The organism is uncultured Zhongshania sp. (assembly GCF_963975605.1).
In the GTDB taxonomy this organism is placed as follows: domain Bacteria; phylum Pseudomonadota; class Gammaproteobacteria; order Pseudomonadales; family Spongiibacteraceae; genus Spongiibacter; species Spongiibacter aquimaris.
This window is the reverse complement of record NZ_CAXBHN010000024.1, coordinates 15506-32424: the sequence shown is the minus strand read 5'-3', so window position 1 is coordinate 32424 and position 16919 is coordinate 15506. Positions and strand designations below refer to the sequence as shown.

The 16919-nt window shown below is 50.3% G+C and carries 15 protein-coding genes; 9 read left to right on the top strand and 6 right to left on the bottom strand.

All coding sequences use genetic code 11. The features are described 5' to 3' along the window. Position 1: 1 nt before the first annotated feature. From AAC007_RS15210 to AAC007_RS15200, 3 genes are all read left to right on the top strand, one after another. Entirely contained in the window at positions 2-484 is a 483-nt protein-coding gene (locus AAC007_RS15210; protein ID WP_339677906.1) for a YbjQ family protein, read from the top strand. Further along, the gene (locus AAC007_RS15205; protein WP_339677904.1) at positions 481-1356 is read left to right on the top strand and encodes a M48 family metallopeptidase; all 876 of its coding nucleotides are present in this window, start codon (positions 481-483) and stop codon (positions 1354-1356) included. Before AAC007_RS15210 ends, AAC007_RS15205 begins: the two co-directional genes overlap by 4 nt. A 136-nt stretch (positions 1357-1492) precedes the next feature. Next, on the top strand, positions 1493-2584 hold the full coding sequence (locus AAC007_RS15200) for an amidohydrolase family protein (RefSeq protein ID WP_339677902.1): 1092 nt from the start codon (positions 1493-1495) through the stop codon (positions 2582-2584). Here AAC007_RS15200 and AAC007_RS15195 read toward each other — a convergent pair. Next, positions 2559-3227: a 50S ribosomal protein L11 methyltransferase gene (locus AAC007_RS15195; protein WP_339677927.1), complete on the bottom strand. Its 669-nt coding sequence runs from the start codon at positions 3225-3227 to the stop codon at positions 2559-2561. The genes AAC007_RS15200 and AAC007_RS15195 overlap by 26 nt on opposite strands. Positions 3228-3330: 103 nt before the next feature. On the opposite strand from AAC007_RS15195, the gene AAC007_RS15190 reads away from it, so the two are divergent. The 4 genes from AAC007_RS15190 to AAC007_RS15175 all read left to right on the top strand — a co-directional run bounded on the left by AAC007_RS15190 (position 3331) and on the right by AAC007_RS15175 (position 6400). Further along, positions 3331-3708, top strand: coding sequence for a cereblon family protein (locus AAC007_RS15190; protein ID WP_295872645.1), 378 nt, complete (start codon positions 3331-3333; stop codon positions 3706-3708). Between the two features lie 56 nt (positions 3709-3764). Further along, positions 3765-4466 carry a pseudouridine synthase gene (locus AAC007_RS15185; RefSeq protein WP_339677900.1) on the top strand — a complete coding sequence of 234 codons (702 nt, stop codon included), beginning with the start codon at positions 3765-3767 and terminating at the stop codon, positions 4464-4466. Positions 4467-4715: 249 nt separating this feature from the next. Beyond that, the gene (locus tag AAC007_RS15180; protein ID WP_295872651.1) at positions 4716-5519 is read left to right on the top strand and encodes a transglutaminase family protein; all 804 of its coding nucleotides are present in this window, start codon (positions 4716-4718) and stop codon (positions 5517-5519) included. Between the two features lie 29 nt (positions 5520-5548). After that, on the top strand, positions 5549-6400 hold the full coding sequence (locus tag AAC007_RS15175; protein ID WP_339677897.1) for a transglutaminase family protein: 852 nt from the start codon (positions 5549-5551) through the stop codon (positions 6398-6400). A gap of 51 nt (positions 6401-6451) precedes the next feature. Here the strand turns inward: AAC007_RS15175 and AAC007_RS15170 are convergent, their stop codons facing one another. The 4 genes from AAC007_RS15170 to AAC007_RS15155 form a co-directional block, all read right to left on the bottom strand. Then, on the bottom strand, positions 6452-7204 hold the full coding sequence (locus AAC007_RS15170) for a 3'-5' exonuclease (RefSeq protein ID WP_339677895.1): 753 nt from the start codon (positions 7202-7204) through the stop codon (positions 6452-6454). A 9-nt stretch (positions 7205-7213) separates the two neighbouring features. Next, positions 7214-9094: a DUF294 nucleotidyltransferase-like domain-containing protein gene (locus AAC007_RS15165; protein ID WP_339677893.1), complete on the bottom strand. Its 1881-nt coding sequence runs from the start codon at positions 9092-9094 to the stop codon at positions 7214-7216. An 81-nt stretch (positions 9095-9175) separates the two neighbouring features. Then, a complete protein-coding gene (locus AAC007_RS15160; RefSeq protein ID WP_339677891.1) occupies positions 9176-10801 on the bottom strand; it encodes a BCCT family transporter in 1626 nt (541 codons plus the stop codon). A gap of 50 nt (positions 10802-10851) precedes the next feature. Next, complete coding sequence (locus tag AAC007_RS15155; RefSeq protein ID WP_339677890.1) at positions 10852-12156, bottom strand: porin; 1305 nt, start codon at positions 12154-12156, stop codon at positions 10852-10854. Between the two features lie 541 nt (positions 12157-12697). Here AAC007_RS15155 and AAC007_RS15150 point away from each other — a divergent pair. Beyond that, positions 12698-13834, top strand: a complete 1137-nt coding sequence (locus AAC007_RS15150; protein WP_339677888.1) for a methionine aminotransferase — start codon at positions 12698-12700, stop codon at positions 13832-13834. Between the two features lie 29 nt (positions 13835-13863). After that, a complete protein-coding gene (locus AAC007_RS15145) occupies positions 13864-14625 on the top strand; it encodes an amidohydrolase (protein WP_339677886.1) in 762 nt (253 codons plus the stop codon). A 162-nt stretch (positions 14626-14787) separates the two neighbouring features. Here AAC007_RS15145 and AAC007_RS15140 read toward each other — a convergent pair whose 3' ends face one another. Next, positions 14788-16803, bottom strand: a complete 2016-nt coding sequence (locus AAC007_RS15140) for an ATP-binding protein (protein WP_339677885.1) — start codon at positions 16801-16803, stop codon at positions 14788-14790. Positions 16804-16919 lie beyond the last annotated feature (116 nt).

Sequence of the window (16919 nt, the reverse complement as noted above, 5' to 3'; positions counted from 1 at the left end):
CATGGATGCCCTTATCCAGTTAGGCCTATTTGCAACACTACTGGGGCTTGGTTTTTTCTTTGGACGCCGAGCCGAAGCAAAACACTACCAAAGCATCTTCGCCCGCGAAGACGAGCTGCGCCAAATTGTGGTGTCGACCGACCGCTTTCCCCCGATAGAGTTTATGAATCACAACGCCGCACTCGTTAGCGGCAATGTGGTCATTTCAGTAGATTACTTCAAGCGGGTATCAGCTGGACTGCGAGCGCTCGTCGGTGGCCGTATTCGCAGCTATGAGACCTTGCTAGACCGCGCCCGTCGCGAAGCCTTGCTGCGCATGCAGGAACAAGCTCGCATAGCTGGCGCCGAGGCTATCATCAACACCAAATTTGAAACCAGCCGCGTATCTGGCAACAACAATAAAGGCATTGGTTCTATTGAAGTCCTGGCCTATGGCACCGCCTTATCACCTAAGGCTTTAGAAGCAAGCGCCATTACACTGTGAGCTTCGTCCAGCAAAACCCGAAAATCCCCGAGGGCATAAATACCTCTACGGATAACCCCCTCAAGGAATTCTTTATTTTACTTGCGGGGGTGCTTTTCGTACTTGGCGCAAGCGTCGCCCTTCTGCTGCTATTTGCAAACACATTGGCGCCCCACATCCCCTTTCGTTACGAACAGCAATTAGCTAACAAATACGGTGAATGGTCCAAGTCGAAAACCGAATCCAGCCTCGCCTTGCAGGAGGCCGAAGCCGCCGTGCAAGATCTTGGTCAGCAACTCGCTGCGCAAGCTGATCTAGGCTCAGACATCAGCGTGCATTTCCATCTTCTCGACCAAGCGAATACACCCAATGCCTTTGCCACCCTTGGCGGTCATATCTTTGTCACCACTGGCTTGCTGAAAGAGGTGTCGTCAGAAAATGCTCTGGCGATGGTGCTGGCCCATGAAATTGCCCATATTAAATTTCGACACCCTGCCCAGTCTTTAAGCGGCGGCCTGCTGGTTCAGCTGTTTTTAAGTATTGTCACCGGCGGACAAAATGCCACCGCACTGCAGAACACCACCCAGCAAACAGGCCTACTCACCATGCTAGGTTTTAGTCGCCAAATGGAGAGCAAGGCAGATGACGCCGCCCTCACCACGCTAGAAAATCACTACGGCCACTTAGCCGGCGCCGAACAATTTTTTAGCAAGGTCCTGGCACAACATGGACAGGCACGCTGGCAGGCCTTATTTACTAGCCATCCCGACTTACGCCAACGTATTAACCACATTCAGCGCCGCGCCCAACAGCAGAGTGGTGCTAATTCGGGTGATAACACCGCGCAAGCCACTAAACCACTAGACCCACGGCTGGCGAATTTCGGCGCGTAAACCCCCACTCTAGCACCTCCTGCTCACCACCCAACCACACCCTTGAACCGGAGCGCCACGATTCACTGCGACGAAACAATGAACCCGACAGCCAAGCACCTGTCTGAATGCTCGCAATCCGATCGCTGAGGACACAATGCCCAAATTACGACAAGGCCGATTTGCCGCTCACATATACACTCTGGTCGCCCTGTTACTCGCCCTGGCATCCCCCAGCAACTTTGCCGATACAGCCAAATCCACCGGCACTAAGTATTCTTATAGCGACGCCCATCTCCACATAGTTGATTTCTTTCAAGAGGGCGACCCCCTACCCGATCTCATTCGCGCGATGGACAAAGGCGGGATTGACCACGCCATGATCAGCGGTATTCCACTCATGAAAAAATGGCATGAGAACGAGCCGAAACGACCGCGCTACTACGCCGGTGACGACGCCGGCATGTACTGGTATAGCGCCACCGACAGCTACGTCGCCGAAGCTTATCGCAAGCTGCCCAAAGAACAGCGTGAAAGACTGCATCCGTTCTTATGCGGCTTTAACCCCACCGACAAAAACGCCGACAAACATCTGCGTCAAATGCTGGAAACCTACCCCAACGTTTGGCAGGGCATTGGCGAGGTACTCACCCGCCACGACGACCTCACCGCCCTCACCCAGGACGACACCCCGCGGGCAAACAACGAGGCCATGTACCGTGTATATCGCGTTGCTGCAGAATTCGATTTACCCGTGCTACTGCATAGCAACATCACCTCAAAGCGCGAGCGCAACCCGCTGTATGTCAGTGAAATTAAAGACGCCCTTGCCGCGCACCAAGACGTTAATTTTATTTGGGCGCACGCCGGCACCAGCGCAACACTGCACCGCTATCAAGACAAACTGGATTTCTTGTTAACAGAATTAGAGAAATTGCTGGCTGACCACGACAACCTCTACATCGATTTATCGTGGACCGTTTTAGAGCCCTATCTACTCGACAAAAACCAGGACGCCGCTGCCGGCTGGCTTAAATTGGTAGAACAATACCCGACACGTTTTATGATCGGTTCCGATGCCCTCGGCAGCTACGACAAAATTGCCGCAAGTCTGGGCGAATACACACCCTTCCTATCAGCTTTAAGCAAAGAAACCGCACAGAAAATCGCGCGGGATAACTTCCTGGCACTGCTGCCGCCCAAACCGATTAGCGACAAGCTCGCTAACGCTGACCAAGATAAAGATTAACGCGGGAAAACTCTTCTGATTCCGCCAGATCTGGCACCGTAGTGGCGCGCTGAAAGGCGAGCCACTGGTAGCCATCCACTTGAAAATCCTTGACCCGTGAATCGGCAACCAACACCTTCGGCGCGCGCTTCAAGAACGCATCTAACAGAGGTAAATTGGCGCGATCATATAAAACATCAGCGACCAAGATCAGATCGTATACATCATCATTGGCGAAAAAATCACCGCTATAACGGAGCTCAGCCTCATTCAGTGCGGCGTTAGCGCGGCTTGCGCTAATCGCGTCTTGGTCTAGATCACAGGCAATAACTTCGCTGGCACCGGCCAACTTGGCGGCAATCGCCGCCACCCCAGAGCCGCAACCAAAATCCAGGACCTTTTTACCGTACACCAAATCGGGATTATCAAAAATATAGCGCGCCATTACCTGACCACTGGCCCAGCAAAAGCACCAGTAAGCCGGATAGTTCATAATCCGCTGGGTCTGTTCTGGACTCAAATCGTGCTGGGGAAAATCGGCACTTAACAAATACAAGGGCATTTCCGGCACTAAGGGCAAGACTGTTTCCACCACCTGTGCGGTGGGCAGGAACTCCTGCAACAACTCAGCCAAGGAATGACCCATTTCTATTGATGAAAGCACTTGCTGCAAAGTCAGAACCCTTATATGTTAATACCTAAGGTAAGTATTTTACCGGAATTTTCGGCGCGCGCTTTAAGCGCAACGAAAACAATCGGAGAAGCCTATGAGTAATTTGCCCATAAAGCAGCTGGTGCACGATGTATTATTTCAACTGCAAGACTGCGAGCCCGCTCAGCTAATCTCTTGCCTCAATTGTCGCAGGGCAATAACGGCGAACAATTACCGCACCCGTATTAACGACCAACACCATCACCGCTTTGTTAACCCCGACGGCATTATCTACGATGTCTGCTGTTTCAACGCCGCCCCCGGCACCATCATCAATGGCGAAGCCATGTTGGAGCACTGCTGGTTTCAGGGCTACCGCTGGCAGTTCGCCCACTGTGAGCACTGCGCTGATCAGCTCGGCTGGTACTATGAAAATGACCACAATGAATCCTTCTTTGCGCTCATTCCCAGCTCGCTAAGAACTAAAAATTAAGCGGTCATTATCCGGTATACTTGCGTATTCCACATGCCGCAAGCCATCAACACCCTATGACCGACAGCTCAAGCCCAGAACAGCCCGCTGGCAGCAATGCCGACTTTATTGTGCCGTATTGCAATGAGGCCATAGAGTACCTGCACATTGACGACGACCTACTCATTGTCAGCAAACCCGCTGGACTCCTGTCAGTCCCCGGCCGCCATCCAGACAATAAAGACTGCCTCATTAGCCGAATCAACCAAGACTACCCCAATGCCAGCATTGTTCATCGCCTGGACATGGCCACCTCTGGCCTGATGATTATTGCCTGCCACCCAGACAGCCATCGCGCCCTGAGCCGTTTATTTCAGGACCGCAAAATTTATAAAGAATACCAGTCCGTCGTATACGGCCAAGTTGCCAGTATGAAAGGCTTTATCGACCTGCCCCTCGCCTGTGACTGGCCCAATCGCCCCCGCCAAGAACTCAATTTCGACTACGGCAAGCACGCCCAAACCCACTTTGAACATTGCGGCGTGAACCAAGAGGGTCACAGCAAATTGCGCTTAATTCCGGTCACCGGTCGCTCGCACCAGCTCCGGGTTCACACCGCCAGCATCGGCCACCCCATATTGGGCTGTGAATTTTATGCCCACCCCGCTGCAAAGGCGGCCGCCGACCGATTGCTGCTGCACGCGTCACGATTGCGATTTACACACCCCACTAGCAATACCGAATTAGATATTTCCCTGCCAGCCCAATTCTGGTCTTAAATCCGTATCGGCTAATCACGTTCTCAGTTCTGGGCACCACGCACGCTATTACCACCCCATTATTCAAGAGTATTTCCCCCAAGCATCACAATCGCGCTGTATATGTGATATACCATGGCCGTGATTGACATCTTTTCGCCAAGTACTTCGCAAACGCAGTGAAAAGCACTGCGAATTTTAACGATAACGCTGTCCAAGTAATGCAACGCCCGCGAATCCAAGCTTGCTTCACCCAAAAGGAGTCAAGACATGTGGTTAAAAACCAGCTGTGACCTGTCGTTTAATATTGAAGTACCCACCCCCTTTGTCCTTATGCTCAGGCCCCGCAGTGGCGCCCAGCAATGGATAGCCAGCGAGCAATACAAACTGGTTCCCAGCGTACCCGCATTTGAATTCACCGACGGCTACGGCAATCTCTGCCAGCGCTTAGTCGCGCAACCGGGCCACTTCTCGGTTCACACCCGCGCTGAGGCCAAAACTGCTGACTTTTTAGACCGTGCACCGGGCGCGCCTTTTGTCGAGATTCAGAATCTGCCCGATGCCGTTCTGAACTACCTGCTACCCAGTCGCTACTGCGAATCTGATCGCTTTGGCCAAATGGCCCTAGAAATCACCTACGGGCAATTTTTAGGTTACGACCAAGTGGCCGCTATCGAAAACTGGCTGCGCGACAACATTAGCTACATCCCCGGCGCCAACGACGTACAAGTGACAGCCATAGAAGTTAACGCCAGACAATGGGGAGTCTGCCGCGACATGGCTCACCTCGGCATCGCCCTGTGCCGAAGCTTAAGCATTCCCGCGCGCATGGTGGTGGGTTATTTATATGGCTTACAACCAATGGATCTACACGCGTGGTTTGAAGCCTATGTAGGCGACCGCTGGTACACCTTCGATGCAACCCAGCCGGTTCTCAAAGGAGGTTATGTATCTATTGGCTATGGCCGCGATGCCGCTGACGTCGCCGTTTACAATCAATTTGGACCGGGGGTTTACCCTTCCAGCCAGGTAATTAGCGTAGAGCAAATTAACGAAAGCACCGTTGTAAATTAACGGACACCCGTTTCAACACTGGAAGCACTATGCAGCGCTACAAAATCCTCCATCGCACTTATTATAATTTTTCGTCCACGGTAACCCTTGGGCCGCACTTCCTGCGCCTGCGTCCCAGAGAAGATTACGAGCTACGCATAGAATCGTTTTCCCTCAACATCACACCGAATGCCACCCTGCTCTGGCATCGCGATGCCGAGGGCAACTCGGTCGCCACCGCCACATTCGATACTGCTACTCAGCAGCTGGTATTTGAAAGCGAACTCATCATCCAGCAATACAATGAAGCGCCGCTCAATTTTATGGTTGCCGATTACGCCGTTCACTACCCGTTCAACTACACCCAGGACGATCAAGTCTTGCTCAGCCCCTATATGCAGCTGCCGGATCAAGACACCCAGCAACAGATCAAACAGTGGACCCAGCAGCTGTGGCAAGCAGGCGAAAAAATTCAGACCTACACCGCACTGCAGCGCATCGCCAGTCACATATTCAAAAACTTTACATATAAATTACGCGAAGAACCCGGCGTACAAACCGCCAAAGAAACCCTGGCCTGCAACACCGGTTCCTGCCGCGACTTCGCCCAATTATTTATGGACGCCGCAAAGTGCATGGGAATGGCAGCGCGCTTTGTCACCGGCTATTTGCACGCGCCGGGCCTAGATGCCGCGGGCGCAACCCACGCATGGGCAGAGGTCTATTTGCCCGGCGCAGGCTGGAAGGGCTTCGACCCGACTATTGGCGCCATGGCCGGTACAGATCATATTCCCGTCGCCGTTGCGCGGCTGTCTAAATCGGTACCACCTATTGAAGGGTCATTTATTGGCGAGCCGAAATCGACCTTAGACGTGGGGGTTTGGGTGAGCAAGTTGGCTTAAGCTGCGAGATGACTGTCACCAAACTTAGCGCCACGGTAATCCGCCCAACACTCAACTCCAAATAGCGCTTACCGGGGTATCATGTGTCAGATGAGTGACACACTGGGCCTGCAGCAATTCGGCGCAAGCTATCGCATCAGTCAAGGCGTTATGCTGTCGATAGTAGGGCAAATGATAGCGGGTACGACTATCGGTGAGACGTATAGACGTCCGCTGACGCCCTAATAAACTGCGCCAAATTTCTTGCGACTTGCGGCGACTGAATTGCGCCTCTATCGCCATCGTGTCGATAACCGGAAATTCGATTCCCTCCTGGATATGCCGCATCAATGCAGCATGCAGAAAGCGTCGTTCAATCGGCGCGTGGTGCGCCACAACAATCTTGCCCTGCAAACACCCTAGTAAAGTATCAATTACATTCGAAAAATCCGGGGCATCAGCAACGGCCGAATGGGTAATCCCGTGTACCACAACCGATGCTGTATGCAAGTTAGTCTCCGGTTTTATAATCCAGTGTTTAGACTCGCCGCAACGTATACGACTGATACTCATCGGCACCAAGCCAATACTCACGATGCTGTCGCGGCTCGGGTCCAAACCTGTGGTTTCAAAATCCAAGGCCACCATCGGCACCTCGGCCATTGGCGTTGATGCCGCAATAACGCTCTGTTGATAAAACGCTTTTAATGCCGGGTATTTACTGGTTTTGGCTAGGGATGCGAAACGGCTGGACCAATCCAGTTGCTTGGTCTTTGCCAGCGTTTTTCCCTGACGTGCAAGTTGGTTTTTACCAATGTAAAACACACACGCCCCTCAGTTCACTCGGCCAGGTTGATACCTGAACTTCATATAACGCTGGGCACTACTTAGTATTTGAAACGCTTCTTTAAGATTTTTACGTTCAAAATCGGACAAATACTCTGGCTCAATATTATTGTCTGGCTCGCGTTTTAGCTCGATATCAGAGACTTGATTCCGAATCCTGACCATCGCGATAAACTCAAGTGCGTCGCGTAAATCGAGCCCCCTGCCTGGCGGTAGAATCCCCGCCTCAATAATATCTTCCAGTCGCTCAAAGGTATTGCGTGCCTGTGAACCAACAGCGAGGGCATGCACACGCACAAGGTCGGCAATCGGGGCGGTTCCACGCCGTTTCATATTAATTGAATTGGTCTGACGGCCATCTGTCTCCATGACAAAATCTTTGAAAAATCCCAGTGGCGGCGTTCTGAGTAAAGCATTACGAGACATGCATGCTAAAAACCGAGAGTTTTTAGTCGCCGCTTGTCGTATCAGCTGATTCAGTTCTTTTGCCCAGTTGGTTTGCCCCCAAACGCCTTCCAGGTCGAAGAAAATACCGCTGTGCAATAACGACTCTGCATTAGGCTTCTGGATCCATTCAGTAAAGTATTGCCGCCAAACAGCCAATGGTTGCCGCCAGTGAATATTGCTCGCCATAATATTTCCGCTGCAATAGCTATAACCACAGCGCGCCAAACCGTCACTGACAAAGGTCGCCAGCGCTTTGAAATAGTCATCGTGTAATTTGGGCTCAAAGCTATTGTCGAGTATGAGTGCATTGTCTTGATCAGTGACGATCAATTGCTCGCCTCGCGCCATTGATCCCAAGGCGAGAAAACAATACGGAACCGGTGGCGCCCCCAACTCGGCCTCAGCAAGCTCACACAAACGTTGTTTAAAACTACGTCCTATGGCGGCCATCGCACTGCCAATCATTTTTGAATTGGCGTCCTGATAAACCATTCGCGTAAAGCTCGCCTCCACTTCCTGTTTAAGGGCGGCCAAATCATCAACGCTTTGGGCATTAGAAATACTTCTGACCACAAACAAACTGTTTTGCGATTCGTAACGCAGGATATCGAGGTGACTAATCAGACCAATATGCTGCTCCTTTTTTAGGACCGGCAGATGCTGCACGTTATGCTTGAGCATAAGCATCATGGCATCAAACACAAAGTGGTTGCTCTGCACATAAATCAAGTCGGTGCTCATGATGTCGGCAACCGCAATATCCGTACTCAAGCCCTTTGCAACCAGACGGCTACGGATATCTAAATCCGTCACAATACCGACCACGCTGCCGGACGAGACGTCCTGACCTTTTTCTGAATCAATAACCAGCAGTGACGATACGTTTTCTTCAGTCATTCGAATTGCCGCTTGATGGACCGTTGTTGTACGGGACACAGACACAGGCAAACTGGTAATTAAGGTAGCGACCTTAGCGGTTAATAAGCTGTCGTCGTCTTCACTCTTGGCTGTGGACTGACGTAAACGGGTTAGATCTTCCACTTCGACAAAATCGGCAAAATGCTCAAAATTATCGAATAAATAATTAAATGTTTCCTCACCGATCAGGTAAACCAGCGTGTCTTCCAACGCGGTAACAGGAAAACGAATTGGGCGACTGAGCATCAAACTTTGCTCACCAAAAAAGTCGCCCTCGCCAAGCCGGTTATAGAGCTTTCCGTCACGGCGAAACACTTCTACCACGCCGCTGCGAATCACATACCAATGATGATTGTCTTGCCCTAGCGGCAAAATCGCCGACTGCGCTCGGTAGTATGCGATCTCTACATTGTTCGCAACGCTGGTCAGCACCTCTTCTGGCAAATCAGAGAATGGCGAGTGACGCCTGAAAAAATCCAGAACTTCCGATTGCTCAGCCTGCATGGTCCTGCTCCGTGATGTACTAACTGACGCTGTCTCCCACCAACTCTATTGGCCAAAGACAAACGCCAATCAGCTCGGCTTTTATCTAGGCTCTGACATTAGGCCTTTTACCGTGGAAAACGCCGCCACCAACAGCACAAGGGTAAAGGGTAAGCCGGTCGATACCGCCATAGCTTGTAATGCCACCAAACCGCCACCCACAATAAGTGATATCGCGACCAAGCCTTCAAATAAGCACCAGAATACCCGCTGAGGGGTAGGCGCATCTACCTTGCCGCCGGCTGAAATAACATCAATCACTAAAGACCCGGAATCAGACGAGGTAACAAAGAACACAATCACCAGCACAATAGCGATAAAGGAAGTAATGCCAGACAAGGGTAACGCATCAAGCATGCTAAACAGCTGTAGTGGCAATTCCGCCTCAACGACCTGCTGATAGCCATCCACCACAACTTGTTTGATGGCCGTACCGCCAAATACCGTCATCCAAAACACGCAGGCAAATGACGGAATCAACAGCACCGAAATAATAAACTCCCGCACTGTGCGACCGCGCGAGACGCGCGCAATGAACATCCCTACAAAGGGACTCCACGAGATCCACCAAGCCCAATAAAACGCCGTCCAACCGGATGCAAAATTACTGTCTTCGCGCCCTACTGGATTAGCTAGCGCAGGCAAATAGCTCAGATACGCAGCAAGATTGTCAAAAAAGCCAGTAACAATTAATAAGGTCGGCCCCACAATCACCACGAAAACCAGCAGCAGTAGCGCCAGCATCATGTTTATTTCAGATAATCTTTTAACACCGGCATCCAAGCCCTTTACTACCGAGATCAACGCCAGCGCGGTAATCCCGACCACCAATAGAATCTGGGTGGTGCCACCTAAAGGAACACCAAATAAATAGTGAAGACCAGCGGTAGCTTGAGATGCCCCCAAACCGAGTGATGTCGCCAAACCAAACAGCGTCGCTAATACCGCTAAAATATCGATGATATGTCCGGGCCAGCCCCACACTCGCTCACCCAAAATCGGATAAAACACTGAGCGTATCGTCAGCGGCAAACCTTTGTTAAACGAGAACAGCGCCAAGCCTAAGGCCATCAGCGCGTATATAGCCCAGGGATGCATCCCCCAGTGATAAATAGTTGCGGCCATCCCTAAACGCCGCGAGGCCTCGGCATCACCCACTGCGCCGCCCAATGGCGCCCAGTCAGTGCGCACGCCATTCTCTGAGACAGTTCCAGCGAACGACGTGGAAAAGTGTGTGAGCGGCTCAGACACGCCATAGAACATCAAGCCGATGCCCATACCGGCGGCAAACAACATTGAAAACCAGCCTAAATAGCTGTAATCCGGCGTTGCCTCGGTACCACCGAGACGCACCCTGCCCAAGGGAGAAATCACCAGCCCAATACAAATCAGCACAAAAATATTAGCGGCACTAATAAAAAACCAATCCAGGTTTGTTGTTAACCAGCCGCGAACCCCGCTAAACAAAGGCTCGGCTTGCGCCTGAAAAGTCAGCGTAAGAGCAACAAACGCGATGACCGCAAACGCAGAGATCGCAAACACCCGGTTATGAATATCCAAGCCAAACGGCCCAACACTTATCAAGACATTATCTTGGCCTACTTGATAATCGGTATCTATTGGAGTGACCTGGCCGTCGGGGATCATAGGATCCTTTGTGTCTGTCATTAGACCTCCTTGGAGTGTGTATTTTTTAGAGCGCGGCGCGCTGAGCTGGCTTAGAAGTAATAGCCAATATTGACATTAAATCGATGTTCAAAATCGCTGCTATCACCCGCTGCGCTGCCACCGGCAAAGGGCTGGTTCTTCGCGTACACCCAGTCAAAATAGGTGAACAAACCACCAGCGGCGACTGACACACCAGTGATATTCATCACGGTATTCGCCGTGTTGTCAGATTTATCGTAAACAATACCGTAGTTGTTATAAAACTGAAGGGCCGTCACCGCGCCAAAGTTCACCGCGAGATCGTAGGCGAGATTAAAGGTGCTGGACGTCGCCTCGGCGGCGATAGAGTCATAAAATGAATAGGCCCCAACCGCAATCCGATCAACCTGATCAATGTCGTAGTGGTAATTGCTATGCTGCAACTGTGCATGCCAGTTTTCATATCGGCTACTGGCGTGCAGGGCCCACGCCTGGTAATCACCCGCTCTGCTGTCGCCATCGTGCAAGCCGCCACTCAGGGCAGATACCCCGACTTCGGTGTCAAAACCGCCCTGACTGAAATGATACGCAAAACGACCACTGAAGGTGTTGTATTCACCCAAAGGCTGCGTCGGGTCATCGTAAATCCCCTCACCTACCGCCCGAGCGCCAACAATATCGTAGGAATAACGATCTGAGCGATTGTCTACGTAACCGTCCACACCGCCCAGCTCATCATTTTTAAAGAAGGCTAAATCCAGTTGCCAGTTATCGGCAACACTGCGTTTAAACACCACACCCAGATCAAAATCGTCTTCCAAACCCAGGTAGTAATTGGCGCTGAAAAAGTAATTATGCGAATTGTAAGGGCTATTGCCAAACGGCACCTTAGCAACCCCGGCCTGCACTTGCCAGTTCTGGCTAAATTGATATCCCACATACGCGTACTTAATCGCGGTCATATAGTCGAAGAAACGAATTTCACCATTCAAAGAAACATCGCCGACGACACCGGTGAAATTCACCCTAAAGATATCGAAGTCAAAATCCCCACTCCGATCTTTATTGCCCTCATTGTAAGACGTATAACTAAAATTAGTACGAACCGCTCCGCCTACGGTAATGCCATCCTCAGACTTGGCCGGCACCGGCACGTCGGCGTCTCCTGCCTGCTCACCAATGGCTTCCGAGTTTGAAGCCACACCCACCGTTGCCGCGTCTACTTGCTCTTGCAACTCGGTTAGTTTGCTTTGAAGTTCAGAAATTTGCTGCTGGAGCTTAGCAAGTTCAGATGCCGACATCTCAACAGTTTGCGCATATATCGGGCTAGAAATTACCGTCGCGACAACCGTCGAGGCGAGCAAATTTTTATTCATTATTATTTCCCGTGATACCAAATTGGACCGAATCGTCCCTATCACCATTGATACTAAGCCTGATAAAAGTGAAGCATCTATAGACACATAGATCAACCGTGAGAAAGAAATGAAACGTATTACCTCGCGGTAAAAGCCCTAATTAACCGCAGTTTCCGAACAATATTATCGAAACGCGCTCGTGCTTCAGCAACAAGCAAAGCGACAAAAATGCTACGTTATTGAAGCGAACATCTTGGAAACCGACGATACCCGTCAATTTTTTACGGGCAAAAATCAGCTTTGGATTAGCGTATTTAGTTGAACAAACTGAATTCACTGACATTTTAATTATTTTGCTTTTATAAATTATTCCGCGAAACAAATTACAGTTTCAAAACCTTGCTATCGCCCAGACAGAAAAATAGAGACGTAATAAGCGACGGTCACTGCTCGTCATTTGTGATGAATTTGCTTACCCAAGCCGCCGCTCTACCCACCGAGCAAACTATAGTAAACTCCTGCAATAAACGCCCACAGACCCAACACCAAGGACCCCAAATTGAAAAGTAAGCTTCCCCATGTTGGCACCACCATATTTTCCGTTATGTCGGCCATGGCCAACGAGTGCAATGCCATCAATCTGTCGCAGGGCTTTCCCGACTTTACCCCCAGCGAATACCTGCTAGACCAGCTTAGCTTTCACGCCCACAGCGGCAAAAACCAATATGCGCCCATGAACGGCATACCTGAGCTGCGGCAGGCCATCGCCACCCTCACCCAGGAATGCTATGGCAGAGAGATAAACCCGGACACCGAAATCACCCTCGCCTCTGGCGCCACCGAAGCCCTATTCGTCGCCATTCAAGCAATTGTTAACCCCGGCGACGAAGTGATTCTGCTTGACCCCGCCTATGACAGTTACGCACCGGCGGTAACCCTGGCAGGCGGCCACTGCAAGCACATCGCCCTGCTGCCACCGAGCTACCAAGCCGACTGGCAGCAAATAGAAGCCGCCGTGTCGCCCAAGACTCGACTGATCATCGTTAACAGCCCCCACAATCCCACCGCCACGGTGTTCAACGACGGTGATTGGCAGGCACTCGCCAACTTGGCAGCAAAACACGATCTGTTCGTGATCAGCGACGAAGTCTATGAGCACATCGTCTTCGACCAAGACCGCAACAGCGCTCACCGCTACCCCGCCCTGCGCGACCGCACCTTTGTGATTTCATCCTTTGGCAAAACCTTTCACGCCACCGGCTGGAAGCTAGGCTACTGTATTGCCCCACCAGCACTGAGTGCGGAGTTTCGTAAAATTCACCAGTTCGTGACCTTCACCAGCTTTACACCGGCACAATACGCGGTAGCTGATATGCTTAACGAACACAGCGACCAGGTTCACGGCCTGGGGGATTTTTATCGCGACAAGCGCGACTGCTTTGTGAATGCCATGCAAACATCGCGCTTTACTATGCTACCCAGCGCCGGCACCTATTTTGCGCTAGCCGACTACAGCGCCATCAGCGACAAAAACGACGTCGACTTTTGCGAAGAGCTAACCCGCGAACACGGCGTTGCCGCAATTCCGCTGTCGGTATTTTATAAAACGCCGCCAAGCAGCCGCATCATCCGCTTCTGTTTTGCCAAGCGCGAACAGACGCTATTAGATGCCGCCGCTAAACTCTGCGCCCTGTAATTAAGCCTTTTTTAAGAAGAAGCACTACGATGAAAATAGCCGCGCTACAATCCACCCTTTACTGGCAAGACCGAGATGCGAACCTCGCCTACTTCGGCGACCTAATAGAGAATATTGGCACTGCTGACGTCGTGGTCTTACCGGAAATGTTTACCACCGGCTTCTCTATGGCACCGGAACACATTGCCGAACCCGCCGACGGCCCCACGTTGCACTGGCTGCGCGACATGGCTCAGCAACATCAAATAGCCATTTGCGGCTCCGTCGCCGTTCAGGAAAATAGCAGCTACTACAACCGCTTTTACTGGGTAAGCCCAGAAGGCGAAAGCCACTACGACAAGCACCATCTATTCCGCATGGCCGGAGAACACAAACACTACGCGGCGGGCATGGAGCGCAAAATAGTCGAATACCAAGGTGTTAGAATCTGCCTGCAAGTCTGCTACGACCTGCGCTTTCCCGTGTACTGCCGCAACCGCAACGACTACGACCTACTCATCTTTGTCGCCAACTGGCCGGAGGCCCGCCGCCACGCCTGGTCGTCACTACTCACCGCAAGAGCGATTGAAAACCAAAGCTACGTTATTGGTGTAAATCGCGTAGGCGAAGACGGCAACGGCATAAACTACAGCGGCGACAGCGTCATCCTGGATTATCTAGGCCAGCCCGTGGCAAACGCCACCGCCAACATGCCCGCGATACTCAGCGCCGAAATCTCACTGCCAGATTTGCAGGCCTTTAGGGAAAAGTTTCCGGCGCATTTAGATGCGGATGGGTTTGAGTTGAAGTGATGGAAGCATTGCCCAGTTCGCTGTTCGCCTATACCAACGCGCACCACAATTTTGCGAGACATTTTCGGCGAAACGAATATTCAGCGTAAAAGCGAGGCCACTCATTATTTTAAAAAACGCTTATCAAATGATTTCTCACTCTAGGTAGTCGGCCCAGAGCCTTCAACAACCCGACTCTAATTCAACGGATGGCTGCAGTGGGAATTCAACCCAGAACAAGGCGCCGTGTCCAGGTTCCGATTCAAAACCTATTGATCCTTCCATATGTTCGACCAGCTGCTTTGTGATCGCCAAGCCTAAGCCTGAACCGCCTTGTTGACGAGAATCTGAGCCATCCGCCTGAGAAAACCGCTGGAAAATATTTGCTCTAAAAGCCCAGGGAATACCACTGCCTTTGTCGGATACTTCAATACGTACATTATCGTTTATTTTTTTGACAAAAATATCTACCACTTCATCCTCTGGTGAGAATTTTATGGCGTTTGATATCAGATTTGCGAATATTTGCTGGATTCGTATTGCGTCTACCCGAACAAGAAGATCACTTTCTATGGCAGGATGTAATATCAAATCAATTCGCCGACTACCGCCATAAGGACGCATACTCTCTAATGACTGAGCAACAATTGGTGCTAACTGTAGGTATTCAAACTCAAAATTAAGCTTGCCAGCGGTAATTTTTTCCAAATCCAACAGATCATCTATCAATAGTTTTAAGCGCTGACTATTTGTATATGCGACAGCAATTATTTGCGAGATGGAATCTGAGACCGGCCCAAACACACCACCTTGAACTATATCTAGACTCCCGATTATCGAGGTGAGTGGTGTGCGCAATTCATGGCTTACCGTTGAAATAAACTCCGCTTTCAAATTAGCGAGGCGCTTGCGTTCAGTTATATTTTCAGCAATTTCTAAATAGCCGGTTATCTCCCCCTTAGCAGAACGTATCGTCATTACCACCAATGAGACTAGCAACTGATGGCCGTCTTTGTGGATATATGTCCATTCATTCGTCTCATGGCCATCTATTTCAGATTTAGCGACGAAAACCCGAAAGCCGGTAATTACCTTACCAAATTCTGCACTAAGCTCCCTACTGCGTCTTTCTACCTCTTCAGAGGAATGCAGAATAACCGGGGTTTGCAAACCCACCATCTCTTCTGATTTGTACCCCAACATCTGCTCAGAGCCTTTATTAAATATAGTGATTACTCCGTGGATATCGGTAGCAATAATTGAAAACTCTGACGCTGACTGCAGTACTGACTGCAATAAGTCATTGGTACTTCCTAATTCACTGTACGCAGAACGCAGCTCAACCAAAGCACTTTCCGCGCGATCTTTCTCTACTTGCACCTGCTCCATCAAATCATCTTGGCTAAACACAAGTGCAAAAGACTGAGTAGTGAGAAACGCTCTGATAACGCCATAACTCAGCAGTATGAAGCCTGTAGCAAAAATAATATGAGCGAACCACCACAGATGATTCCATGGCAAACTTAATAAAAAGGCAAACGAAGATTGAGCAAAAAACAGCAGTGATACCGAAAATATTGTCATTAATGGCGAGTCCAGCTTCCGCCGCCACACAATTACTATGCACACTACCGCAATAAGAAGAGCAATAATCTCTAGTATCTTTTGCGCATTAGGCGCCCACGGTGTTGAGGCTAATATATAAACCGCAGCATTAATCAATAGAACTATCGAAACCCAAACGACCCAGCGCCCCCGTCGCTGGCCGTTTTCATCACTCAGTGACGGCTTACCATAAGTAAGTAGACCAACAAAAAAACAAGACACCATCGCCAAACGACTAACTGGGCCATAAAGCACAAACTGCCAAATATTTATTGACGAAATTCGGGTAAAGATACCGTGACAAGCATATATAAGAGTAAATGCAAAAAAACCAAGCGCCAGCCAACGGGAAAATTGTTCGCCAGAATGTCGAAAACAAAGCCACGCTATTGCAGCAATAAAGCCGCTTTGAATAAGTGCAATGACAATCGCAAGCTCGTGATCGCTATGACTATGAAAAATCAACTGAGAGTCTTGATAAATATACAGATAAGCGGTGGCAAATATTGGGATCAAACTTAGTGCGATAACAATCAAAATAGCGTAAGCAGAACTCAAACGACGAACTATGCCGGACGCTCTACTATTGTGCATAAACTACCTTTTCAAAAACTTAACCTAGCAAAGTGGAAAACTAAGCAAGGTAACGCGGGGATCGAATTTTCGATCCTGGTATCGCTCTGGCTTGGTCGATTTTTGGGCTAATTATT

Coding starts and splice junctions, on each gene's coding strand:
- AAC007_RS15210 (WP_339677906.1), top strand. CDS start 2: ATGGATGCCCTTATCCAGTTAGGCCTATTTGCAACACTACTGGGGCTT.
- AAC007_RS15145 (WP_339677886.1), top strand. CDS start 13,864: ATGAAAATAGCCGCGCTACAATCCACCCTTTACTGGCAAGACCGAGAT.
- AAC007_RS15180 (WP_295872651.1), top strand. CDS start 4,716: ATGTGGTTAAAAACCAGCTGTGACCTGTCGTTTAATATTGAAGTACCC.
- AAC007_RS15200 (WP_339677902.1), top strand. CDS start 1,493: ATGCCCAAATTACGACAAGGCCGATTTGCCGCTCACATATACACTCTG.
- AAC007_RS15155 (WP_339677890.1), bottom strand. CDS start 12,156: ATGAATAAAAATTTGCTCGCCTCGACGGTTGTCGCGACGGTAATTTCT.
- AAC007_RS15175 (WP_339677897.1), top strand. CDS start 5,549: ATGCAGCGCTACAAAATCCTCCATCGCACTTATTATAATTTTTCGTCC.
- AAC007_RS15185 (WP_339677900.1), top strand. CDS start 3,765: ATGACCGACAGCTCAAGCCCAGAACAGCCCGCTGGCAGCAATGCCGAC.
- AAC007_RS15190 (WP_295872645.1), top strand. CDS start 3,331: ATGAGTAATTTGCCCATAAAGCAGCTGGTGCACGATGTATTATTTCAA.
- AAC007_RS15165 (WP_339677893.1), bottom strand. CDS start 9,094: ATGCAGGCTGAGCAATCGGAAGTTCTGGATTTTTTCAGGCGTCACTCG.
- AAC007_RS15160 (WP_339677891.1), bottom strand. CDS start 10,801: ATGACAGACACAAAGGATCCTATGATCCCCGACGGCCAGGTCACTCCA.
- AAC007_RS15140 (WP_339677885.1), bottom strand. CDS start 16,803: ATGCACAATAGTAGAGCGTCCGGCATAGTTCGTCGTTTGAGTTCTGCT.